General features: G+C 69.7%; 20 protein-coding genes. 11 read left to right on the top strand and 9 right to left on the bottom strand.

The annotated features are described in order from the left end of the window. The 3 genes from ACFY10_RS51185 to glgB form a co-directional block, all read left to right on the top strand. The coding region (locus tag ACFY10_RS51185; RefSeq protein ID WP_390672287.1) for an alpha-glucosidase C-terminal domain-containing protein at positions 1–852 on the top strand (852 nt) is incomplete at its 5' end. A gap of 95 nt (positions 853–947) precedes the next feature. Then, positions 948–2,336 (top strand): maltokinase, encoded by a 1,389-nt coding sequence (locus ACFY10_RS51180; RefSeq protein ID WP_390672286.1) that lies wholly within the window; start codon positions 948–950, stop codon positions 2,334–2,336. 53 nt (positions 2,337–2,389) lie between these two features. Then, positions 2,390–4,846 (top strand): 1,4-alpha-glucan branching enzyme, encoded by a 2,457-nt coding sequence (gene glgB, locus ACFY10_RS51175; protein ID WP_390672285.1) that lies wholly within the window; start codon positions 2,390–2,392, stop codon positions 4,844–4,846. Positions 4,847–5,113: 267 nt separating this feature from the next. Here glgB and ACFY10_RS51170 read toward each other — a convergent pair whose 3' ends face one another. The 4 genes from ACFY10_RS51170 to ACFY10_RS51155 form a co-directional block, all read right to left on the bottom strand. Beyond that, complete coding sequence (locus ACFY10_RS51170) at positions 5,114–7,336, bottom strand: HelD family protein (RefSeq protein ID WP_390672295.1); 2,223 nt, start codon at positions 7,334–7,336, stop codon at positions 5,114–5,116. Positions 7,337–7,509: 173 nt separating this feature from the next. Continuing rightward, positions 7,510–7,824: a thioredoxin family protein gene (locus ACFY10_RS51165; RefSeq protein WP_390672284.1), complete on the bottom strand. Its 315-nt coding sequence runs from the start codon at positions 7,822–7,824 to the stop codon at positions 7,510–7,512. Further along, entirely contained in the window at positions 7,821–8,204 is a 384-nt protein-coding gene (locus ACFY10_RS51160) for a MerR family transcriptional regulator (protein WP_390672283.1), read from the bottom strand. Before ACFY10_RS51160 ends, ACFY10_RS51165 begins: the two co-directional genes overlap by 4 nt. A gap of 29 nt (positions 8,205–8,233) precedes the next feature. Next, positions 8,234–8,743 (bottom strand): Lrp/AsnC family transcriptional regulator, encoded by a 510-nt coding sequence (locus ACFY10_RS51155; protein ID WP_390672282.1) that lies wholly within the window; start codon positions 8,741–8,743, stop codon positions 8,234–8,236. A 45-nt stretch (positions 8,744–8,788) separates the two neighbouring features. Here ACFY10_RS51155 and ACFY10_RS51150 point away from each other — a divergent pair, with 45 nt between their 5' ends. Both ACFY10_RS51150 and ACFY10_RS51145 read left to right on the top strand, forming a co-directional pair. Further along, the gene (locus ACFY10_RS51150) at positions 8,789–9,703 is read left to right on the top strand and encodes an NAD-dependent epimerase/dehydratase family protein (RefSeq protein WP_390672281.1); all 915 of its coding nucleotides are present in this window, start codon (positions 8,789–8,791) and stop codon (positions 9,701–9,703) included. 1 nt (position 9,704) lies between these two features. Further along, on the top strand, positions 9,705–10,601 hold the full coding sequence (locus ACFY10_RS51145) for an aldo/keto reductase (RefSeq protein WP_390672280.1): 897 nt from the start codon (positions 9,705–9,707) through the stop codon (positions 10,599–10,601). A 29-nt stretch (positions 10,602–10,630) separates the two neighbouring features. Here the strand turns inward: ACFY10_RS51145 and ACFY10_RS51140 are convergent, their stop codons facing one another. The 3 genes from ACFY10_RS51140 to ACFY10_RS51130 all read right to left on the bottom strand — a co-directional run bounded on the left by ACFY10_RS51140 (position 10,631) and on the right by ACFY10_RS51130 (position 14,797). Further along, on the bottom strand, positions 10,631–12,214 hold the full coding sequence (locus ACFY10_RS51140) for an AAA family ATPase (protein ID WP_390672279.1): 1,584 nt from the start codon (positions 12,212–12,214) through the stop codon (positions 10,631–10,633). 101 nt (positions 12,215–12,315) lie between these two features. Then, complete coding sequence (locus ACFY10_RS51135) at positions 12,316–13,098, bottom strand: DUF2127 domain-containing protein (RefSeq protein ID WP_390672278.1); 783 nt, start codon at positions 13,096–13,098, stop codon at positions 12,316–12,318. A gap of 286 nt (positions 13,099–13,384) precedes the next feature. Beyond that, the gene (locus ACFY10_RS51130) at positions 13,385–14,797 is read right to left on the bottom strand and encodes a cation:dicarboxylate symporter family transporter (protein ID WP_390672277.1); all 1,413 of its coding nucleotides are present in this window, start codon (positions 14,795–14,797) and stop codon (positions 13,385–13,387) included. Positions 14,798–14,946: 149 nt separating this feature from the next. Between ACFY10_RS51130 and ACFY10_RS51125 the strand changes: the two genes are divergently transcribed. From ACFY10_RS51125 to ACFY10_RS51105, 5 genes are all read left to right on the top strand, one after another. Then, positions 14,947–16,596, top strand: coding sequence for an ATP-binding protein (locus ACFY10_RS51125; RefSeq protein ID WP_390672276.1), 1,650 nt, complete (start codon positions 14,947–14,949; stop codon positions 16,594–16,596). Next, complete coding sequence (locus ACFY10_RS51120; RefSeq protein WP_390672275.1) at positions 16,593–17,279, top strand: response regulator; 687 nt, start codon at positions 16,593–16,595, stop codon at positions 17,277–17,279. The genes ACFY10_RS51125 and ACFY10_RS51120 overlap by 4 nt, the downstream gene beginning before the upstream one ends. A 92-nt stretch (positions 17,280–17,371) precedes the next feature. Next, positions 17,372–18,766 carry an extracellular solute-binding protein gene (locus ACFY10_RS51115; RefSeq protein ID WP_390672274.1) on the top strand — a complete coding sequence of 465 codons (1,395 nt, stop codon included), beginning with the start codon at positions 17,372–17,374 and terminating at the stop codon, positions 18,764–18,766. A 16-nt stretch (positions 18,767–18,782) separates the two neighbouring features. Then, on the top strand, positions 18,783–19,733 hold the full coding sequence (locus ACFY10_RS51110; RefSeq protein ID WP_390672273.1) for a carbohydrate ABC transporter permease: 951 nt from the start codon (positions 18,783–18,785) through the stop codon (positions 19,731–19,733). Between the two features lie 8 nt (positions 19,734–19,741). Continuing rightward, a complete protein-coding gene (locus ACFY10_RS51105) occupies positions 19,742–20,581 on the top strand; it encodes a carbohydrate ABC transporter permease (RefSeq protein WP_390672272.1) in 840 nt (279 codons plus the stop codon). A gap of 29 nt (positions 20,582–20,610) precedes the next feature. Here the strand turns inward: ACFY10_RS51105 and ACFY10_RS51100 are convergent, their stop codons facing one another. Further along, on the bottom strand, positions 20,611–21,051 hold the full coding sequence (locus tag ACFY10_RS51100) for a PPOX class F420-dependent oxidoreductase (RefSeq protein WP_390672294.1): 441 nt from the start codon (positions 21,049–21,051) through the stop codon (positions 20,611–20,613). A 195-nt stretch (positions 21,052–21,246) separates the two neighbouring features. On the opposite strand from ACFY10_RS51100, the gene ACFY10_RS51095 reads away from it, so the two are divergent. Further along, positions 21,247–21,960, top strand: coding sequence for a helix-turn-helix domain-containing protein (locus tag ACFY10_RS51095; protein WP_390672271.1), 714 nt, complete (start codon positions 21,247–21,249; stop codon positions 21,958–21,960). Positions 21,961–22,042: 82 nt separating this feature from the next. On the opposite strand, the gene ACFY10_RS51090 is transcribed toward ACFY10_RS51095, so the two are convergent. Continuing rightward, positions 22,043–23,068 (bottom strand): ATP-dependent 6-phosphofructokinase, encoded by a 1,026-nt coding sequence (locus ACFY10_RS51090; RefSeq protein WP_390672270.1) that lies wholly within the window; start codon positions 23,066–23,068, stop codon positions 22,043–22,045. Positions 23,069–23,290: the final 222 nt, after the last annotated feature.

Here is a 23,290-nt window from a genome sequence, read left to right as displayed (position 1 = left end):
ATGGCATTCCACTTCCCGGTCATGCCACGGATCTTCATGGCGGTGCGCAGGGAATCGCGCTACCCGGTCTCGGAAATCCTTGCCAAGACCCCCGCGATTCCGGCGAACTGCCAGTGGGGCATCTTCCTGCGCAACCACGACGAGCTGACCCTGGAAATGGTCACCGACGAGGAACGCGACTACATGTGGGCGGAATACGCGAAAGACCCGCGTATGCGCGCCAACATCGGGATCAGGCGGCGGCTTGCGCCGTTGCTGGACAACGACCGCAACCAGATAGAACTGTTCACCGCCCTGCTGCTTTCGCTCCCGGGCTCGCCGATCCTCTACTACGGCGACGAGATCGGCATGGGCGACAACATCTGGCTCGGCGACCGCGACGCCGTACGCACGCCGATGCAGTGGACACCGGATCGCAACGCAGGTTTTTCGTCCTGTGACCCCGGGCGGCTGTTCCTGCCGACCATCATGGACCCCGTCTACGGCTACCAGGTCACCAATGTCGAGGCGTCGATGTCGTCGCCCTCGTCGCTGCTGCACTGGACCCGCCGGATGATCGAGATCCGCAAGCAGAACCCGGCCTTCGGGCTCGGGTCCTACACGGAGCTCCAGTCGTCCAACCCGGCGGTCCTGGCCTTCCTGCGGGAGTACGAGGACGATCTCGTGCTGTGCGTGCACAACTTCTCGCGGTTCGCGCAGCCGACGGAGCTGGATCTGCGGATCTTCAACGGGCGGCATCCGGTCGAGCTGTTCGGCGGGGTGCGCTTTCCGGCCATCGGAGAGCTGCCGTACTTGCTGACACTCGGCGGGCACGGCTTCTACTGGTTCAGGCTCCGCAAGGACCCCGCGTAGCGCCTCGCAGAACCCGGGGCGGGGCGGTTTCCCCTGTCCCACCCGGGGCACGCATCAGTAACACCCCGACCACCCGGGGAAAGGAATGTGACACCATGGCGGAAACTGTCACACTTTCCGGCACCACAAGTCCTGGCCTGCTCGCGTCCCTGGATCCACTGCTGCGGGAATGGCTGCCGCGGCAGCGCTGGTTCGCAGGCAAGGGGCGGCCGGTCACCGGGTTCTCGCTGGTCGCGGCCACCGAGCTGCTGCCGGCCGACGCCAGGCTCGGCCTCCACCATCTGCTGGTGCGCGCCCATCAGCCACTCACACTCGGCGCCGAGCCGCACCCCGGCGACTGCTACCAGCTGCTGATAGGCGTGCGCGAGGCGCTGCCGCCCCGGCTCGCGCCCGCGCTGATCGGACACGTGGAGGAGGGCCCGCTCGCCGGACGCACGGTGTACGACGCCCTGCACGACCCCCGGCCCGCCGAGGTGCTCCTGGAGGCGCTGCGCACCCAGGCCCGTATCGGCGGGCTGCGCTTCGAGCGGGAGCCCGGCCAGGAGATCCGGACCGGGCTGGTCCCGCGGGTGGTGACGGCCGAGCAGTCGAACTCGTCGGTCGTCTACGGAGATACGTTCATCCTCAAGCTGCTGCGCCGGATCGTGCCGGGTGTCAACCCCGATCTGGAGCTGCCGCTGGCGCTCGCCCGCGAGGGCTGCCCCCGGGTGCCCGCGCCGACCGCGTGGCTGCGGGCGGAGCTGGCCGGGGAGTCGTACGTACTCGGCGTGCTCCAGCCGTTTCTGCAGGGCGCGACGGACGGCTGGGAGCTGGCCCTGCGCGAGCTGGCCAAGGGCGAGGACTTCGGCGCCGAGGCACGGGCGCTTGGCCGTGCCACGGCCGAGGTGCACACGGCGCTCGCCCGCGCGCTGCCGACCGTCACCCTGGGCCACACCCAGCTGCAGCTGCTGGCCGAGGGCATGATCGAGCGCCTCGACGCGGCCGCCCAGGCGGTGCCCGCGCTACGGCCGTACGCCCCCGCCCTGCACTCCGCGTTCACCGCGCTCGCCGACCTGGCTGCGGAGGGCCGTACCTGGACCGCGCAGCGCATCCACGGCGACCTGCACCTCGGGCAGTGCCTGCGCTCGCCGACCGGTCAGTGGTGGCTGATCGACTTCGAGGGCGAGCCGTCCAAACCGCTGGCCGAACGGCGGATGCCGCAGCCGCCGGTGCGGGACATCGCGGGGATGCTGCGGTCCTTCGACTACGCGGCCCATTCCGCAATGCCGCAGGCAGAGGGCTGGGCAGAGACGTGCCGGGCGGCCTACTGTTCCGGATACGCCGAGGTCAGCGGCCGCGATCCGCGCACCGACCCGGTACTGCTGCGTGCCTACGAGACGGACAAGGCGATCTACGAAGTCGTCTACGAGGCCCGCCACCGCCCCGACTGGCTCCCCGTTCCGATGGCGGCAATAGAGCGTTACGCCGCGTCCGATCCGTACTGACCCGCCCCGACCCGCCCGCACCCGACCTCACCTTCGCCGAGGAGGCGCCGCCCGTGACCCCCCGCCCCACGCCCAGCGGTTCGGATCCGAAGAAGAAGGCTGAGAAGGCCGCGAAGAGTGTGAAGAAGGCGGTACCGAAAAAGGCCGCGGAGAAGGCGGTAACGAAGAAAGCCGCCGCCGAGAAGGCCGCCCCGGCGGCCAAGAAGGCGACCACCAAGAAAGCAACGGCCAAGAAAGCAACGACCAAGAAGACCACTACCAAAAAGGCCACTGCCAAGAAAGTGGTCACGAAAGCCGTCGTCGAGAATGCAGCGGTCGAGAAGGCGACTGCTCTGCTGGACGCGGGCGACCGCGAGCGGCTGCTCGCCGGTACCCATCACGACCCGCACACCGTGCTGGGCGCCCACCCGGTCCCCGGCGGGGTCGCCTTCCGGGTCTTCAGGCCGTACGCGCTGTCCGTGACCGTCGTCGCCGCGGACCTGCGGGCCGAGCTGCACGACGACGGGGACGGGTTCTTCTCCGCACTGCTGTCCCTGACCGAGGTCCCCGAGTACCGGCTCCTCGTGAGGTACGAGGGGACGGTCCTGGAGACCGAGGACGCTTACCGCTTCCTGCCCACGCTGGGCGAGCTCGACCTGCACCTGATCGGCGAGGGCCGGCACGAGTATCTGTGGCAGGTGCTCGGCGCGCACCCGATGACGCACCAGGGCGTGGCCGGCACCCGCTTCTCCGTGTGGGCGCCGAACGCGCGCGGTGTGCACGTGGCCGGCACCTTCAACTTCTGGGACGGCACCGGCCATCCGATGCGCTCGCTCGGCTCCTCCGGTGTCTGGGAGCTGTTCGCGCCGGGCATCGGCGAGGGCGAGCTGTACAAGTTCGAGATCACCCGGCCCGACGGTTCGAAGACCCTGCGCGCGGACCCGCTGGCCCGCCGCACGGAGGCCCCGCCCAACACCTCGTCCATCGTCACCGCCTCCCACCACGAGTGGCACGACGCGCAGTGGCTCGAGCAGCGTGCGGACCTCCCCGCGCACGAGGCGCCGTTCTCGGTCTACGAGGTCCATCTGCCCTCCTGGCGCCCGGGCCTGACGTACCGTCAACTGGCGGACCAGCTCCCCGCATACGTCAAGGACCTGGGCTTCACCCACGTCGAACTGATGCCGATCGCGGAGCACCCCTTCGGCGGCTCCTGGGGCTACCAGGTCACCGGCTTCTACGCCCCCACGGCCCGCCTCGGCACCCCCGACGACTTCAAGTACCTGGTCGACGCGCTGCACCAGGCGGGCATCGGCGTCCTGATGGACTGGGTGCCGGCGCACTTCCCGCGGGACGACTGGGCGCTGGCGGAGTTCGACGGCCGCACGCTGTACGAGCACGAGGACCCGCTGCGCGCCGCGCACCCCGACTGGGGCACGCTGGAGTTCGACTACGGCCGCCGCGAGGTGCGCAACTTCCTGGTGGCGAACGCCATTTACTGGTGCGAGGAGTTCCACATCGACGGTCTGCGCGTCGACGCGGTGGCCTCCATGCTCTACCTCGACTACTCGCGCGAGCCCGGCCAGTGGGTCCCGAACGAGCACGGCGGCCGGGAGAACCTGGACGCGGTGGCGTTCCTGCAGGAGATGAACGCGACGGTGTACCGGCGGGTGCCGGGTGTCGTCACGATCGCCGAGGAGTCCACGGCCTGGGACGGCGTCACCCGGGCCACGCACCACCGGGGCCCGGGCGGCTTCGGAGGTCTGGGCTTCGGCCTGAAGTGGAACATGGGCTGGATGCACGACTCCCTCGACTACATGAGCCACGAGCCGGTGCACCGCAAGTACCACCACAACGAGATGACCTTCTCGATGGTGTACGCGTACAGCGAGAACTACGTCCTGCCCATCTCGCACGACGAGGTGGTCCACGGCAAGCGTTCCCTGGTGTCGAAGATGCCGGGCGACTGGTGGCAGCAGCGCGCCAACCTGCGCGCCTACCTGGGCTTCATGTGGGCCCACCCGGGCAAGCAACTCCTGTTCATGGGCCAGGAGTTCGCGCAGGGCGCGGAGTGGTCGGAGGCACACGGCCCGGACTGGTGGCTCCTGGACCCGGCGTACGGCGCCGAACCCGACCACCGCGGGGTGCGCGACCTGGTCCGCGACCTCAACATCGTCTACCGCCACACCCCCGCCCTGTGGCAGCGGGACACCGACCCGTCCGGCTTCCAGTGGATCGTCGGCGACGCGGCCGAGGACAACGTCTTCGCGTTCCTGCGCCTCGCCGCCGACGGCACCCCGCTCCTGTCGGTCTCCAACCTCTCCCCCGTAGTCCGCCACGACTACCGCCTGGGAGTCCCCGACGACGTCCCCGCCTGGCACGAATCCCTGAACACCGACATCGCAAAGTACGGCGGCACCGACGTGACCAACCCCGACATCATCAAGCCGGAACCCCAGGCCCACCAGGGCCGCCCGGCAAGCATCAGGCTGACCCTGCCCCCACTGGCAACGGTGTGGCTGCGCCCGGCCTAGCATTTCCTCGCCCCCGCCGCCCCTGCCCATTCCCGTCCCCTGGGGGCTGCCGCCCCCAGACCCCCGCTTCGGCCTGAACGGCCTCGTCCTCAAACGCCGGACGGGCTGAAAGACCAAACGCTGGACGGGGCGAAAGATCAGCCCCGGCCTGCGAAAGGTCAGCCCTGGCCGGCGAAAATTCAGCCCCTCCGGCGTTTGAGGAGCGGGGGTCCGGGGGCTGGCCCCCGGGTCGGGACGGGTAGGGGCGGCGGGGGCGAAAACAGCCGGTCACGCAAGCGCCGCGGCCAACGCCTTCGGCAGCGCCCGACTGTGCAGCACCCCCAACCGCTGCGTAGCCCGAGTGAGCGCCACATACAGATCACTCGTGCCATACAGCCCCGGCTCGACAACCAGCACCGAGTCGAACTCCAGCCCCTTCGACTGCCGCGGATCGAGCAGCACCACGGTCCGCGTCAGATCGGGCTCGCCCCCCGCCCGCACCCCGTCCAGCCGAGCGGCCAGCTTCCCGTGCAGATGCCGCGGCGCAATCACCGCGAGCCGCCCCTCCGCGGGCGTCAGCTCCTCCACGGCCTTGGCCACCGCGTCCGGCAGATCATCGACGGCGCGCGCCCAAGGCCGTACACCAGTGGACCGCACCGAACTCGGCGGTTCGAAGCCCGGCTGCTCGGCCCGCACCACCGCCGCAGCGACCTCCATGATCTCGGCCGGAGTCCGGTAGTTGACACCCAGCCGGGCATGTTCCCAGCGGTCCCCGACATACGGTTCGAGGATCCCCGCCCAGGACCCGACCCCCGCCGCCTCCGCCGTCTGCGCCGGATCCCCGACGAGCGTCATCGACCGCGTCGGGCTGCGCCGCATGAGCAGTCGCCACGCCATCGGCGACAGCTCCTGCGCCTCGTCGACGATGATGTGCCCGAACGCCCAGGTCCGGTCGGCCGCCGCCCGCTCGGCGGCGCTGCGGTGGTCGTCCTCCTCGTGCCGCTCGGCGAACCGCTCGGCGTCGATGATGTCATGCGCGGACAGGACCTCGGAGTCCTCCTCGGCCTTGTCCTCGAACTCGTAGGTGCGCGAGGCGTAGGAGACGTCGAGCACGCCCTGCGCATACGCGACCTGCGTCTCCCGCTCCCGCTCCGCCAGCAACCGCGCCACCCGCTCGTCCACGCCGAGCAGTTCGGCCGCCTCGTCCAGCAGCGGTACGTCCGCCACCGTCCACGCCCGTGTCACCGGACGGCGGATGGCGGCGGCGTCCTCGTCGGGGAGATACCCGACGGGATCGGCGAGGAAGTCCGCGACCAGGCGCTGCGGGGTCAGCCGCGGCCACAACTGGTCGACGGCGGCCCACACTTCGGGGTTCTCGGCGAGCTCGTCGCGGATCTGCGTGATGTCGCTCGGGTCCAGCAGATTCGTACCGTCGAAGGGGTCCGTGCCGATGCGTTCGGCGACCATGTCGGTGAGCGTGTTGAGGATGTGGCCCTCGAAGTGCTCGCGCGCCACGTTGTGCGGCAGCCCGGCGGCTCGGGTGCGCTCGCGGGCCACCTTCACCAGGCCGTCGTCGAGCATCAGGATCTCCCGGTCGTGCTCGATCGCGATCACCGGGTCGGGCAGCGCCTGCCAGTCGCGTACGGCCTCGGCGAGCACGTCCGCCATGTCGGCGCGGCCCTTCACCGCGGCCGCCGCACGGCTGTCGCTCGCCGTCGCCTTCACGCCGGGGAACAGCTCCCCGACCGTCGCGAGCAGCACGCCGGTCTCGCCGAGGGAGGGCAGCACCTCGCCGATGTAGCCGAGGAAGGCGGGGTTGGGGCCGACGATGAGGACGGCCCGCCTGGCGAGCAGCTCCCGGTGTTCGTACAGCAGATACGCGGCCCGGTGCAGCGCGACGGCCGTCTTGCCCGTGCCCGGGCCGCCCTCCACCACCAGCACCCCGCGGTGCGGCGCCCGGATGATCTCGTCCTGTTCGGCCTGGATGGTCTGCACGATGTCGTGCATACGGCCGGTGCGCGCCGCGTCGAGGGCGGCGAGCAGGACGGCGTCGCCGGTCGGGTCCTCGTGGCCGGTCCGCTCCTGGTCCCCCAGGTCGAGGATCTCGTCGTGCAGGGCGGTGACCCGGCGGCCCTCGGTGGTGAGGTGCCGGCGCCGGCGCAGGCCCATCGGGGTGTGGCCGGTGGCCAGGTAGAAGGGGCGGGCGACGTCGGCCCGCCAGTCGATCAGGATCGGCGTGCGCTCGGTGTCGTCCGTGCGCAGCCCGATGCGGCCGATGTGGTGGCTGGTGCTCGAGGTGAGGTCGATACGGCCGAAGCAGAGGGAGCCGTCGACGGCGTTCAGCGCGGCGAGCAGCCCGGACCGCTCGGCGACCAGGATGTCCCGCTCCAGCCGCGCCTGCATGGGCGTGTTTCCCTGCGCGAGCGCATCCGTGACGCCGGCCTCGGTGTGTCCGCGCAGGGCGTCCACGCGCGCGTACAGAGCGTCGATGAATTCCTGTTCCCTGCGAATTTCATCGCTGTTTGACAATTCCACTCCCGGGCAGATACAATGACGCCAGTTGAACTTCTTTGCGACTCGATCCCCTTGAAGTCGCGAATCATTAAACTTACACAGAGAAATCCCCCGAGCGCAATTGCTCGGGGGATTTCTTCTGTACTGCGTGAGCTCCGTGCCGCGTGAGGTCAGAGGACGTCCGCCAGCTCCGCCAGCAGCCGCCGCTTGGGCCGGGCCCCCACCATCGCCTTCACCGGCTCACCGCCCCGGAACACCATGAACGTCGGCATCGACAGCACCTTGTACGCGTTCGTCGTCTCCGGATTGGTGTCCACGTCCAGCTGGACCACCTTGAGCCGCTCGCCCTCCTCCGCGGCGAGGGCACGGAGCACCGGCCCCATCTGCCGGCACGGCGGGCACCAGTCCGCCGTGAACTCCACCAGCACCGGCAGCTCGGACCGGAGCACCTCCGCCGCGAAATCCTCGTCCGTCACATCGATCACAGTTCCTGCCCTCCCAGTTCGCACAACGGCGGTTCGTCGGCCGAAGCCAGCCGCACGGCGATCGTCGCCCGCACGGCCTGCAACTCACCGATCAGCGCATCGAGTTCGTCCAGCTTGCGCCGGTAGACCGCGAGCGACGCCGGGCAGGAGTCGCCCTCCGGGTGCCCGGCCCGCAGACACTCCACGAACGGCCGCGTCTCCTCCAGGTCGAACCCGAAGTCCTGCAGCGTCCGGATCTGCCGGAGCAGCTTCAGGTCGCTCTCGTCGTACGTCCGGTGTCCGAGCTCGTCGCGCCGCGCGGGCAGCAGCCCGCGCGACTCGTAGTACCTGAGCGTCCGCGTCGTGGTCCCGGCCCGTTCGGCCAGCTCGCCGATTCGCATGCGTACGACCGTACGACTTTACGCCGACGTCAGGGCAACAGCGGTTTCCGTTCCACCGGGGAGGTGAGCACGATCGAGGTCGTCGTGCGGCCCAGGACGGAGACCTCTTCGAGGATCTCCTCCAGGTGGACCGTGTCGCGGACGGCGGCCTTGAGGATCCAGCAGTCCTCGCCGACCACGTGGTGCACCTCGGTGATCTCCGGTCGTTCGATCAGCTCCAGGGTGCGGGGGTGCTTCAGGTTGTAGCCGCCGTGCGGGTTGACGCGGATGAAGGCCTGGATGCCGTAGCCGAGACGGTCCGGGGCGACGCGGGCGCCGTATCCCGTGATCACGCCCGCCGCCTCCAGCCGCCGCACCCGCTCGGTCACCGCGGCCGGGCTGAGCCTCACCCGGCGGCCCAGCTCGCTCAGCTTGATACGACCGTCCGTCTGGAGCAGCTCCAGGATCTGCCGGTCCACCGTATCGAAGGCCACCGATGTTTCGACGGCGGTGGCTCTCAGATGCCGAGTTTCTTTCGGTGCGGCGGCCGGAACTCCCATGGTTCCCCCTTCAGGACGTGGACGTACGCCGGGAGAATTATGGTCATGGAGAAGGCACGAGAGGTACTGGTCATCGGCGGAAACCGCTATTTCGGCAAGCGGCTGATCGCCCGCCTGCTGGCCGCCGGAGACCGGGTCACGGTCCTCAACCGCGGTTCATCGGCACCGCCCGCCGGGGCGCTGCACCTGATCGCCGACCGCAATGACGAGAACTCCCTTTCCGACGCCCTCGGTTCGCGCGCCTTCGACGTCGTCGTCGACCAGGTCTGCTACACCCCGCGCCAGGCGGCGATCGCCCGCCGCGTCTTCGCCGGCCGCACCCGGCGCTATGTGATGACGTCGACGGTCGAGGTGTACGAGTACGAGGACTCCCTTGTGCCGGTGCGGGAGACGGACGTCGATCCGCGCACGGTCGCCGTCGACCTCGAACTCCCCTGGGACGACCTGGAGTTCCTCGACGCGCACTACGGTGAGGGCAAGCGTCAGGCGGAGGCCGTGTTCGCGGCGGACCCGGAGTTCCCGTACACGGCGGTGCGCGTGGCCCATGTCCTGGGCGGGGCCGACGACTTCACGGGACGGATGGACCACTACGCCTCCCGCATCCGCGACGGCCGGCCGATCTCAGTGCCCGTCACGAACCGGCCGGCCACCTACATCCACGTCGAGGAGATCGCCGACTTCCTCTTCTGGGCGGTGGGCGAGGGCTTCACGGGGCCGGTCAACGCGGCCTCCCACGGCCTGCTGACCACGGAGGACCTGTGCGGGGCGGTCGCCGCGCACTTCCCGGACGGCAAGACGGTCTTCCAGCCCGTCGAGGTCGGCGAGGTCTCCCCCTTCTCCTTCACCCGCTCCTACGGCATGGACAACTCCCGGGCCACCCGGCTCGGTTTCCCCTTCGGCGAGGTGCAGCAGTGGCTGCCGGCGGCCGTCGCCGAGACCCTCGGAAAGGACGGCCACTGACATGCGGTACCGCACACTCGGCGACCTGCGCGTGAGCGCCGTCGGCCTCGGCGCCATGCCGCTGTCCATCGAGGGCCGCCCGGACGAGTCCCGTGCATTCGCCACCGTGCACGCCGCCCTCGACGCGGGCGTGACGCTGCTGGACACGGCGGACTCCTACCACCTGCCCGGCGCCGAACCCGGCCACAACGAGCACCTCGTCGCGCGGGCCCTCGCCACTTACGGCGGCGACACGGCCGACGTACTGGTGGCCACGAAGGGCGGCCGTGGCCGCACGGCGGACGGCAGCTGGACCGTGGACGGCACGCCCCGCCATCTCAAGGCGGCGGCCGAGGCCTCCCTGAAGCGGCTGGGCGTCGAGGCGATCGGCCTCTACCAGCTGCACAAGCCCGATCCGGCGGTGCCCTTCGAGGAGTCGGTCGGCGCGCTGCGCGAACTCCTCGACGAGGGCAGGATCCGGCTGGCCGGCGTCTCCAACACGGACGTGGACCAGATCCGCACGGCCCACCGGATCCTCGGCGACCGGCTGGTCTCCGTGCAGAACCAGTACTCTCCCGCCGTACAGGACAGCGAGGCCGAGCTGCGGCTGTGCGAGAAGCTGGGGCTGGCGTTTCTGCCGTGGAGCCCCCTGGGCGGTATCTCCCGCAGCTCCCTGGACGGGCCGTCGAAGAGCGAGGGCGAGGTGCGCTTCGGGGCGTTCCATGCCGTGGCGGCAGAACGCGGTGTCAGCCCCCAGCAGGTCTGCCTGGCCTGGCTGTTGGCACGCTCACCGGTGCTCATCCCCATCCCCGGGGCGAGCCGCCCCGAGACGATCCGGGACTCGGCGGCCGCGGCGGACCTGGTGCTCGCGGAGGAGGAGCTGGCGCGGCTGGACGAGGCGATCGCGCCGGCCCGCTGAGGGAGTCCCGCGCCCGGCCGGTCCACCCGTCAGCGGGGAGAGGGGCCGGGGCGCGGGCCGAGCAGCCACTCCCCTGAAGGGGGTCCTCCATGGCCCCGTACGTCTGCGTCGTCGTCCTCGTCCTCCGCCGAGAGCCACTCCTCGTCCTCGCTCCCGTCCCGCACGCCGAGCAGCCTGCGCGTGAGCCGGTCGCGGTCGGAGAGGAGTTCGTCGAGGGCCTCGCGGATGTCGGCCGGTTCGGTGCGGGGGGCCTCGCGTTCCGCCGCGATCAGGACCGACCGCCGTACGAGCTCCTTGGTGAAGGAGGCCGTCGTGCCCTCCGTCCGGGTCACGACCTCCTCGGCGATGTCCTCGCCGAGGCCGAGGCCTCCGCCGTAGAGGGCGAGCAGGGCGGCGCGGCCCTCCGCGTCCGGGAGCGGGATCTCGACGGCGAGGTCGACGCGGCCGGGGCGCTGGACGAGGGCCGGTTCCAGCAGGTCGGCGCGGTTGGTGGTGAGGAGGAAGACGACGTCGGCGTCGTCGCCGAGGCCGTCCATCTCGTTCAGCACCTGGAAGAGCAGGGGCTGCTCGCCGTTGCCGTAGTCGCGGGCCTCGGCGATCAGGTCGCAGTCCTCGAGGACGACGAGCGCGGGCTGGAGCATACGGGCCAGGGCGCAGGCCGGGCCGATGGCGTCGATGCTCTCGCCGGACAGGATCACGACCGTGAACTGCGGGAGGTGGGAGAGGAGATAGCGGATCGTGTGGGTCTTGCCGGTGCCGGGAGGGCCGTAGAGGAGGAGGCCGCGGCGCAGGTGCTGGCCCGCGGCGCGCAGCTGCTCGCGGCGCCTGGCCACGCCCACGACCTGCCGTTCCACGCGCTCCAGGAGTCCGGCCGGCAGGACGATGTCGTCCCGGGTGAGGCCGGGGCGGCGGTGGAAGCGGAACGGGCCGAGGCCATGGCCGAACTGGGAGCCCTCGAAGGAGAGGACCTGCCCGCGGAAGACGTTGTGCTCACGCACGAGGGAGTCGATCTCGGCGAGCAGGCGGTCCGCGAACTCCTTGTCCCCGGCGAGTACTTCGATCTCCACCTTGTTGCGTCCGTACTCGTCCTGCGGGCCGCGCAGCAGGACGGCGAAGCGTTCGTCGCCGTCCGCGCCGAGGTAGAACCCGCAGGAGACGCAGGCCAGTTCCTCGTCGGGCGAGATGGGCATATGGGCGTAGTCGACGGCGCCGATCACGAAGCGGTCGTAGCGGTCGGCGGCCTCGATGATGTCGCCGAGGGTGAGCTCGCCGTGGTGCTGGGCGCCGCGCATGCCGATCAGCTCGTAGGAACGGCCGTCGGCGGCGAACCAGCGCTCCAGGGCGAGATGGATGTTGGGCAGGTCGAACGGTGCGTACGCGGCCTTGACCACCGGGCGGTCCGTCGGCGCCGACCCCAGGTGCTCGCGCAGCCGCTTGGCCAGGTCGCGGCTGCCGTCGGCGTCATTGCGCTTCGGGCGGGCGACCGCCATCAGGAACTCGTAGAACAGCTCGTTGACCCGCTCCAGCGAGAGCGGCGAGGGCTCTCGCTCCGCGCCGTACCGCCTCTTGTACTCGTCCGAGCTGAGGATCTCCAGCCCGTCGCTCTCCCCCATGTCCGCCTCCGTGTGGTCGACCGCGCGCCCCCGAGGCTCTCCAGCCTGGGGGCGAACGGGCTCACGGGTCAAAGGATTTGGGGCAGGTGTCCCCGAACGGCTCAGACGGCCCGGGCGGTGTGGGCCGGCACCCCGGCCGACTCCTCGACCTCCAGCAGCGACGCGCTCTCCCGCTCCTCCTCGAACGCCTTACGGCCGCCCCGGAGCCCGAACAGCCGCTTGGCGAGAGCGATGTAGAGGACGGCGAGGATGTTGAGGACCAGTGTGCCGATCTTCAACCAGCTGACGTGCTCGGTGAGTTCGTAGATCTCCAGGGGGAGGAAGGCGGCGGTGGCGACCACCGTGAGGTACTCCGCCCAGCGCTTGGCGTACCAGAGGCCGACCGCCTCGACGAGCTCGATCAGGGCGTACGCGAGGAGCAGTGCGGCCACCAGGAGCAGCGTGGAGTGCTTGTAGCCGAAGGTCTTCTGTATCGTGCCGACGATCGGCGAGTGGTCGAGGTCGTAGTGGAAGTGCCGGAAGACGGGCCGGAAGACGTCGAGGTACTCGTCGAAGAGCCGGCGCACCGAGTCCTGGCTGTTGCTGAACTTCCACACGGCCAGCGCCACCAGCACGATGAACACGCCGCGCACGGCCCGCTCGATCGCCAGGAAGCGCAGGATGAACAGGTCGCGCAGGACCTTGCCGCGCGGCACGAGGGGCGCATGGTCCGCCGGTCCCGAGCCGTGCGGCTCGCCGAGCACGAAGTCGCCGCAGCGCAGACAGCGCCAGACGTCTCCGAGGGCGGTCTCGGCGTGCAGCCGCACCTTCAGCCCCGGCTCGTCCGGCGCATACGTCACGTGCCCCTTGCGGGCACACGTGCGCCGATCCCAGTCGATCTTCATCCCCCGTGCCTCCAACTGACGTACCGCGCCTGACGAATCGGCGCGGCGCACGCTAGTGGACGAAGGTAAGAGATCGGTGAGGATCGGCGGCGTTGTCCGAGGTTGTGCGGGGTCTTGCACTGACCAGGTCGGCGAGCCCGCTCCCTGGCGTCCTTCAATGCCGTCAGGCGCACGGCAGTTGCCGTGCGCCTGCGCTGACCGGGCGGCTGAGCGACGGGGGGACACCCAGCCGCCCGGAGTTTTGGGGCGGGCCCATGGCGCCCCGCCAGGGGCGCGGGGAACTGCGCTACGCCTTGGCGAGTTCCTTCTCGCCGCCCTGCTCCGGCACCTCGGCGGGCGGCTGGACGTCCTCGTCCAGCAGAGTCGTCTCGTCGAAGGGCAGCTCACCCGCGAGGACCCGGTTGACGCGATCCTTGTCGATCTCCTTGGTCCAGGTGCCGATCAGGACGGTGGCCACGGAGTTGCCCGCGAAGTTCGTCAGGGCGCGCGCCTCGCTCATGAAGCGGTCGATGCCGACGATCAGGCCGACGCCGTCGACCAGGGCGGGCTTGTGCGACTGCAGACCGCCGGCCAGGGTCGCGAGACCGGCGCCACTGACGCCCGCCGCGCCCTTGGAGGCGAGGAGCAGGAAGAGCAGCAGCGGGATCTGCTCGCCGATGGCCATCGGCGTACCCATGGCGTCGGCGATGAACAGCGAGGCCATGGTCATGTAGATCATGGTGCCGTCGAGGTTGAAGGAGTAACCGGTCGGGACGGTGATGCCGACGACCGACTTGCTGACACCGAGGTGCTCCATCTTCGCGATCAGCCGCGGCAGCGCGGACTCGGAGGAGGAGGTCGACAGGATCAGCAGGAACTCACGGGCCAGGTACTTGAAGAACGTGAAGATGTTGAGTCCGGCGACGATCCGCAGCAGGGCAGCGAGCACGATGAAGACGAAGAGGAAGCAGGTGACGTAGAAGCCGAGCATCAGGATGGCCAGCTGCTTCAGCGCGTCGAAACCTGCGGACCCGGTGACGGCGGCGATGGCGCCGAAGGCACCGACGGGCGCGGCCCACATCACCATGCCGAGGATACGGAAGACGAGCTTCTGGAGGTGCTCCACACCACGCAGGATCGGCTGCCCGGCCGAGCCCATGGCCTGCAGGGCGAAACCGGTGAGCAGGGCGACCAGCAGGGTCTGCAGCACCTGCTGCTGGGTGAAGGCCGAGATGAAGGTCGTCGGGATGATCGACAGTACGAAGTCGACCGGCGGCAGCGCCTCACTGTCCACCTGGTCGTGCCCGGTGGCCTTGATCGCGTTGGTGATGTGCAGCCCGTCGCCCGGGTGCAGGATGTTGCCGACGACCAGGCCGATGGTCAGCGCCACCAGCGACATCACCACGAAGTAGCCGAGCGCGATACCGCCGACGGCGCCGACCTTGGCGGCCTTCCGCACGGAACCGATGCCGATCACGATCGTGCAGAAGATGATCGGCGAGATCATCATCTTGATCAGGTTCACAAAGCCCGTACCGAGCGGCTTGAGCTCGACTCCGAGGTCGGGCCAGATCAGGCCCACGGCGATGCCGAGCGCCACCGCGGCGATCACGGCGATGTAGAGATAGTGCGTGCGGTCCCGCTTGGCGGCGGGTGCGGCAGGTGCCGTAGGGGCTGTGCTGGCCACGGCTGCCCTCCTTGACGACGTCGTCGGCATCATCCGGCGTGCGGCTCACGACCGGCGGAACCCCGGAGTGCGGCTCACGTCCAGGGGTTATTGGGGAATGCCGTGACTATGTCGTGCCCTGTGAGGGCGGTCACCCTTCCGTTCATTTAGTTCACGCTTAACCGGAGAGGCACACTGACGACATGCGCATCCCCGTCCCGCGACCCCGCAGCCTGGCAGGCCAGCTCTTCGCCATGCAGGCGGTGCTGATAGCGGTCGTCGTCGCCGGTTACGCGCTGTTCACGTACGTCAGCGACCAGCGCCAGGCCGAGGACGCCGCGCGCCGCCAGGCCACGGCGGTGGCCCGCTCGGTCGCCGACTCCCCCTCCGTGCGGGAGGCGATCGGCACGGCTGATCCGACGGCCCGGCTCGAGCCGTACACGCTGCAGGTCCAGCAGGACACCGAGGTCGACTTCATCACGATCATGAACCCCGAGGGCATCCGCTGGACCCACCCGGTCCGCACGCAGATCGGCAAGCGTTTCCTCGGCCACATCGCCCCCGCCCAGCACGGCCGCACGTTCACCGAGACGTACACCGGCACGCTCGGCGCCTCCGTCCGCGCCGTCACGCCGGTGTGGAACGGCAACAAGGTCATCGGCCTGGTCAGCGCCGGCATCAAGGTGGAGGCGATCAGCCACCGGGTGCAGGACCAGCTGACCGCCCTGCTCGGCGTCGCGGCCGGCGCGCTCGGCCTCGGCGCCATCGGCACGTACGTCGTCAACGCCCGGCTGCGCCGGCACACCCACAACATGAACGCGGCCGAGCTCAGCCATATGCACGACTACCACCAGGCCGCGTTGCATGCGGTGCGCGAGGGGCTGCTGATGCTGGACGGCCAGTACCGGGTGGCTCTGATCAACGACGGTGGCCGGGAGCTGCTGGGCGTCGGCCCCGAGGGGGACGTGGTCGGGAAGTCGGTGGCGGACCTGGGGCTGCCCGGCCCGCTGACGGGGGCGCTGCTGGCGTCCGAGCCCCGGGTGGACGAGGTGCATCTCACCGCGGACCGCGTCCTGGTGGTCAACACCTCCCCGGTGTCGGGCGGTGAGCGCCGAGGCACCGTGGTGACCCTCCGCGATGTGACCGAACTCCAGTCCCTGATGGGCGAGTTGGACTCCGAGCGCGGCTTCACCCAGGCCCTGCGCTCACAGGCGCACGAGGCGGCGAACCGACTGCACACGGTGGTGTCGCTGATCGAGCTCGGCCGGGCCGAGGAGGCCGTGGACTTCGCGACAGCCGAACTGGAACTGGCCCAGGCGCTGACCGACCAGGTGGTGGCGGCGGTGAGCGAACCTGTGCTGGCGGCACTGCTGCTCGGCAAGACCGCCCAGGCCAACGAGCGGGGCGTGGAACTGGTGGTGTCCGAGGACAGCCGCCTCGACGACGGCCTGCTCCCGGAGACCCTGCCGGCCCGCGACCTGGTGACGATCCTCGGCAACCTGATCGACAACGCGGTCGACGCGGCCCAGGGCAGCATCGGCGCCCGGGTGACGGTGACGGCGTACGCGGAGGGCACCGAGCTGGTGATGCGGGTCGCGGACACCGGCACGGGGGTGGATCCCGCCCATGCCGAGCTGGTATTCCAACGGGGGTTCTCGACAAAACCGGCCGGTCCGGGCGGGCGCGGTCTGGGGCTGGCGCTGGCACGGCAGGCGGTCACCCGGCAGGAGGGCACGTTGACGGTGGCGGAAGGCGCGGAGGGCGGTGCAGTGTTCGAGGTGCGACTGCCTCTGGGTACGGCCGTCTCTCGGGCCGACGTGACCGGGCGCGCCGCGGTGAGAGGTGACGTATGACGACCCAGCAGCCCATCCGCGTCCTGGTCGTGGAGGACGACCCGGTGGCCGCCGACGCGCATGTCATGTACGTCGGCCGGGTCCCGGGCTTCGTGGCCGTCGGCAAGGCGCACACAGGTGCGGAGGCACGCCGCCTGCTGGACCGCACGCCGGTGGACCTGCTGTTGCTGGACCTGCATCTGCCGGACGTGCACGGGCTGCAGTTCGCGCGCTCGCTGCGGGCGGCCGGGCATCACGCGGACGTGATCGCGGTGACGTCGGCGCGGGACCTGACCGTGGTGCGGGAGGGCGTGTCGCTGGGGGTCGTGCAGTACGTGCTGAAGCCGTTCACCTTCGCGACCCTGCGGGACCGGCTGATCAGATACGCCGAGTTCCACGCGGCGGTGGGCGAGGCGAGCGGTCAGGACGAGGTGGACCGGGCGCTGGCTTCACTGCGGGCGCCGTCGCCCGCGGCACTGCCCAAGGGGCTGAGCGCGCCGACACTGGAGCGGGTGACCGTCGCGCTGCGGGACTGCAGGGAGGGGCTGACCGCGGCGGGGCTCGCGGAGGCGGTGGGGATTTCGCGGATCACGGCCCGGCGCTATCTGGAGCATCTGGTGGATGCGGGGCGGGCGGCGCGGAATCCGCAGTACGGGACTGTGGGGCGGCCGGAGTTGCAGTATCGGTGGGTCACGAAGCAGTAGCTGCTGCAGACGCATTGACCTGACTAGACCACTCCTCCTACCTTCACCGGGCAACCATCTCGGCCAACAACGTCGTAGGCCCGTAGGAGGTCGTGCCCGTGCGCCCCACCGCCGCTCGCCCCCGATCGACCACCCCACTCACCGCCCTCGTTGCCCTCACCCTCGCCGCAAGCGCCCTCACGGCGTGCGGCAGTGGCTCCGGCAGCGACCCGGACACCGTCAAGGTCTCCTTCAAGCAGTCCACGGACAACTCCATCAAGGTGATGGACGGCTTCCTCGCGGACATCAAGAAGCAGTTCGAGAAGAAGTACCCCGGCAAGAAGGTCGAACTCGTCCCGATCAAGGCTCCGGACTCGGAGTACTACACCAAGCTCCAGCAGATGCTCCGCTCCCCCAAGACGGCACCCGACCTGGTCTACGAGGACACCTTCCTCATCAACTCCGACATCACCAGCGGGTACCTGAAGCCCCTGGACCCGTATCTCGCCAAGTGGCCGGACTGGAACCAGTTCATCGCCACGGCGAAGAGCGCGGCCAAGGGCGAGGACGGAAAGACGTACGGCGTGCCGGACGGCACCGACACCCGCGGGCTCTGGTTCGACAAGGGCATCTTCAAGAAGGCCGGTCTGCCCGCGAACTGGCAGCCGAGGACCTGGGACGACGTGCTCGGCGCCGCCCGCACCATCAAGCAGAAGGTTCCCGGAGTCACCCCGCTCAACGTCTACACCGGCAAACCCGCCGGTGAGGCCGCCACCATGCAGACCTTCGAGATGCTGCTCTACGGCACGAACGCCGCGACCACAGACCCCCTCTACGACAAGTCGGCCAAGAAGTGGATCGCCGGGAGCCAGGGCTTCAAGGACGCGCTCCGGTTCGTCGAGACGGTCTACAAGGAGAAGCTCGGCCCGGACGTCTCCGACGCCCTCGACCCCAACATCCAGACCATCGTGGCCGGCGATCTGCTGCCGAAGGGCAAGCTGGGCATCGCCCTCGACGGCTCGTGGCTGCCGCAGGCCTGGCTGAAGGGCAGCGGCCACGAATGGCCGCAGTGGTCGAGCGAGTTGGGACTGGCGTCCATGCCGACCCAGCACGGCCAGGCCCCCGGCAAGGTGAGCATGTCCGGCGGCTGGACCTGGGCGATCCCCTCCAAGGCGGGCAACTCCGGCCTGGCCTTCGACTTCATCAAGCTGATGCAGACGAAGGCGAACGCCGAGAAGTGGTACATCGCCAACTCCGGTATCGCGGTGCGGAAGGACGTCGCGAGCGACCCGTCGTACGCGACCGCCCAACCCGGCATCAAGTTCTTCACGGACCTGGTGTCGAGCACCCACTACCGCCCGGCCTACCCGGCGTATCCCAAGGTCTCCACCGCCATCCAGGAGGCGATGGAGGGCGTCACGACGGGCGACATGTCCGTCGACAAGGCGGCGAGCGGGTACGACGACGCGCTCAAGGACGCCACCGACAACCAGGTCGTCAAGAAGTGAGCGGCGGCGACCAGGTATGACCGCCGCAACCCCGCACGCGGCAGGCGCGAAGGCGGCCAAGTCGCCCTCGCGCCCGCCCGCTTCGCCCGGGCACCGGCCCCGCCGAAGGCTCCCCCGAAGCCTCACCCGCTTGCTCCCCCTCTCCCCCGCCGTCGTCCTCCTGCTGCTCTTCCTGGCCGGACCGATCGCCTACTGCGCCTACATCGCCTTCACCGACCTCCAGCTCACCGGCCAGGCCCACTCGTCCTTCGTCGGCCTCGCGAACTTCCGCAAGGCCTTCAGGGACGAGGAGTTCCGCAACGCGGTATGGCTGACGCTGGTGTTCACGGTCGTGTCGTCGCTGCTCGGCCAGAACACCATCGGGCTGGCGCTGGCAGTGCTCATGCAGCGTGCGTCGAAGCCCGTCCGCACGCTGACGGGCGGCATCGTGGTCACGGCGTGGGTCCTGCCGGAGGTCGTCGCCGGCTTCCTCCTGTACGCCTTCTTCCGCCGCGAGGGCACCCTGAACGCCATCCTGGACTGGCTCCATCTCCCGTCCCAGAACTGGCTGTTCACGCTCCCGATCCTGGCCGTGTCCTTCGCCAACGTGTGGCGCGGCACGGCCTTCTCGATGCTGGTCTACTCGGCGGCGCTGAACGAGATCCCCAAGGAGATCACCGAGGCGGCGGAGGTGGACGGCGCGGGCGGCTGGCGCCGTATGTGGCACATCACCCTTCCGATGATCCGCCGCTCCATCGGCACGAACCTGATGCTGAACACCCTCCAGACCCTGTCCGTCTTCGGTCTGATCTGGGTGATGACAAGAGGCGGCCCGGGCAACAAGAGCCAGACCCTCCCCCTGTTCATGTACGAACAGGCCTTCCAGAACAGCATGATCGGCTACGGCACCGCGGTCGCCCTGCTGCTGCTCCTGGTCGGCTCGCTCTTCTCCCTCGTATATCTGCGCCTGCTGCGGACGGAGCTCTGACGGATTCCATGGCCCGCACACTCGCCTCCCGCCGCAGAAGCCACCGACTGGCCGCCGACGCAGGCCTGCTGGCGGTGGCCGCCGCCTTCGCGCTGCCGCTCGCCTGGGTGCTCCTGTCGTCGGTGGACCCGCATGCGAACTTGCAGGTGAAGGCCCCCGACGGCCTCACCTGGTCCAACTTCGACGCGATCCTGACCTCGGACATCACCTTCACTCCGCTCCTCAACAGCCTGATCCTGTGCGGCGGCGCGACGCTGCTGACGGTGGTGTGCGCGGCCCTGGCGGCGTACCCGCTCTCCCGCTTCCGGTCCCGGCTGAACCGCCCGTTCCTGCTCACCATCCTCTTCGCGACGAGCCTGCCCATCACGGCGATCATGGTGCCGGTGTACGCACTGTTCGTTCAGGTGAACCTGATCGACACCATGCAGGGCACGATCCTCTTCTTCGCCGCCTCTCAACTCCCCTTCGCCATCTGGCTGATGAAGAACTTCATGGACGGCGTGCCGAGGGAGCTGGAGGAGGCGGCGTGGACGGACGGGGCGTCCTCGCTCCAGTCGCTGGTACGGATCGTGCTGCCGCTGATGGGTCCGGGAGTGGCGGTGGTGACGGTGTTCTCGTTCGTGGTCATGTGGGGGAACTTCTTCGTCCCCTTCATGCTGCTCCTGACACCCGACCAGATGCCGGCCTCCGTGAGCATCAACGAGTTCTTCGGCAACCGGGGGATGGTGGCGTACGGGCAGCTGGCGGCGTTCTCGATCGTCTACTCGACGCCGGTGATCCTGCTGTACGTGCTGATCGCCCGGCGGCTGGGCGGCGGGTTCGCGCTGGGCGGGGCGGTCAAGGGGTGAGCCCGCTCAAAGCCTGCCCGAGAACCCGCTCACGCCTCCGGCAGCACGCCCGCCCTGAACGGCTCCACTCCCACGACCCGCCGCACCCGCACCGGCTCGATCAGCAGCATCACCCGCCGCTCCCCGGGCAGCAGCCACGGATACCGGTCCTCGCCGATGTACTTCCGTGCCAGCCGGTCCATGCCCCGCTCCGCCTCCTCCCCCTCCACGAACCGTGCGACCCGGCCCCGGATCTCGGCCCGGTCGTACGGGTTGTCGGGGTCGTGGTGGGACAGCGAGACGTTGGGATTGAGCCGCAGGTTGTCGATCTTCACGCGGCCGATCGAGGTATTGACCATGGCGTACTCGCCTTCGATGTCCGCCCACATGGGCGAGACGTGCGGCATCCCGTCCGCGTCCACCGTGGCGAGATGCCAGAAGTTCGGCGCCAGCAGACGCTCGCGAATATGCCCCTCGAGCTTGACGTTCACAAAGTCACCGCCCTTCCCGCCGCCCGCCCGGACGGCTTCGCGCCATCCTCGCCAGCGCGCCCGCCCCGCCGACAGACGATCTTCGGCCACCCCGTCCGGTCCGCACGCGTGGCCGAATCCGTACGTTCCTACAATCCGTGATCCTGGCCGAACAGACCGTAGTCACCGTGTCACCGCCCGCCTACGTTGTGCCCCGTGCACCAACGCCCAGCCCGCCCGAACCAGCCCGCCCCGCCCTTCGACGCCTCCGCCGCCCGCCGGCTCCGTACGGCCCTCAACATGGGCCCCGAACATGTCGCCTACGGCCTGCGTGTCTCGTACGGGTTGCCGTACGTCTCCCCGGATCTCGTGCTCGCCTGGGAGCGCGGGAGCGTCGCCCCGTCCGGCCCCGAACTCACCGCCCTCGCAGGCGTGTTGTGGTGCTCCCCCGGTGAAATCATCGGCCGGCCCCGCACCCTGCGCGAGCACCGCATCGCCCGCGGCCTCGCCCCGGAGGACATCGCCCGCACCGTCGGCCTGGAGTTTCTCGCCTATATGCACATGGAGGAGCACAACGCCTGGCGCGGCAACGAGCGCCAGTCGGCCACCCTCGCCGATCTGCTCGACCTCTCACTCCCGGACTTCGTCACCGTCACGGGACGCGAGCCGAAGCTGGCCGAGCTGCTGCGCAGTGCCGTGACCACGCGCTGGCAGGCGTACGTCCGCCCGGTGGCCAAAACCGTGCCCCTGGACCGGCACCTGCTGGAGGACACCCTCCAGGCGCTGCACCAGGACTACCAGGGGCAGATGGTCGCCACGCTGAGCTGGGGCGACGGAAAAGCGGCCGGCGAATCGAGTGACGCCGGCCGCGAGTTCCTGGACCGGATCGTCGACCACTTCTGGGCTGCGGTCCAGGACAACACCGGATGAGTCTTTCAGCCCGTCCGGCGATTGAGGACGAGGCCGTTCAGGCCGAAGCGGGGGTCTGGGGGCGGCAGCCCCCAGGGAAGACCTAGAACACCGACTCCGCCTCGTCCATCCGGTCCTTCGGGACCGTCTTCAGCTCGGTCACCGCCTCTGCCAGCGGCACCATCACGATGTCCGTGCCGCGCAGAGCCGTCATCCGGCCGAACTCACCCCGGTGCGCCGCCTCCACCGCGTGCCAGCCGAAGCGGGTGGCGAGGACGCGGTCGTAGGCGGTGGGGACGCCGCCGCGCTGCACATGGCCGAGAATGACCGGCTTGGCCTCCTTGCCGAGCCGCCGCTCCAGCTCGTACGCCAGCGCCGTACCGATGCCCTGGAAGCGTTCGTGGCCGAACTTGTCGATGTCGCCCTTGCCGTAGTCCATGCTGCCCTCGGCGGGGTGGGCGCCCTCCGCCACGCACACGACCGCGAACTTCTTGCCGCGGGCGAAGCGCTCCTCGACCATCTTGACCAGGTCGGCCGGGTCGAAGGGGCGCTCGGGGAGGCAGATGCCGTGCGCGCCCGCCGCCATGCCGGATTCGAGGGCGATCCAGCCCGCATGCCGGCCCATGACCTCGACGACCATCACGCGCTGGTGCGACTCGGCCGTCGTCTTCAGGCGGTCCATCGCCTCCGTGGCGACCCCGACCGCGGTGTCGAAACCGAAGGTCCGGTCCGTCGAGGAGATGTCGTTGTCGATCGTCTTCGGGACGCCGACCACCGGCAGGCCCGCGTCGCTCAGCATCCGGGCCGCGGTCAGCGTGCCCTCGCCGCCGATCGGGATCAGGGCGTCGATGCCGAACTCGTGGATCATGTCGGAGGCGTTGGCACAGGCTTCGCGCAGGCGGTCGCGTTCCAGGCGGGAGGAGCCGAGGATGGTGCCGCCGCGGGCCAGGATGCCGCCGACAGAGTCCAGGTCCAGGGTGCGGTAGCGGCCGTCCAGCAGACCCGCATACCCGTCCTCGAAGCCGATGACCTCGTCGTCGTACTGGGCGACCGCTCGGTGCACGACCGACCGGATCACGGCGTTCAGGCCGGGGCAGTCGCCGCCTGCGGTGAGAACTCCGATGCGCATCGTGCTCTGTCTCCTGCTCGCTGTCGTTACCGGTGAGCCGGCCCGGTGGTTCCGGTGAGCCGGTCCGATTGTTTCATGCCCGACAGGACGATATCCCTTCTGCTCCTTATAACCCGATTGGCCCCATCGGGACGCCGGCCCCGACCCCGATCCTGACGGGCGCCTTATCCAGCGTCAGGGGTATTGTCAAGAGGGTTCTGCTCACCTCGGTGGGCGATTTTT

Origin of the sequence: Streptomyces sp. NPDC001401, from assembly GCF_042895385.1 — a bacterium.
In the GTDB taxonomy this organism is placed as follows: domain Bacteria; phylum Actinomycetota; class Actinomycetes; order Streptomycetales; family Streptomycetaceae; genus Streptomyces.
Note: the sequence above shows the minus strand (reverse complement) of the source record. Positions and strands in the feature narration are given on the sequence as shown.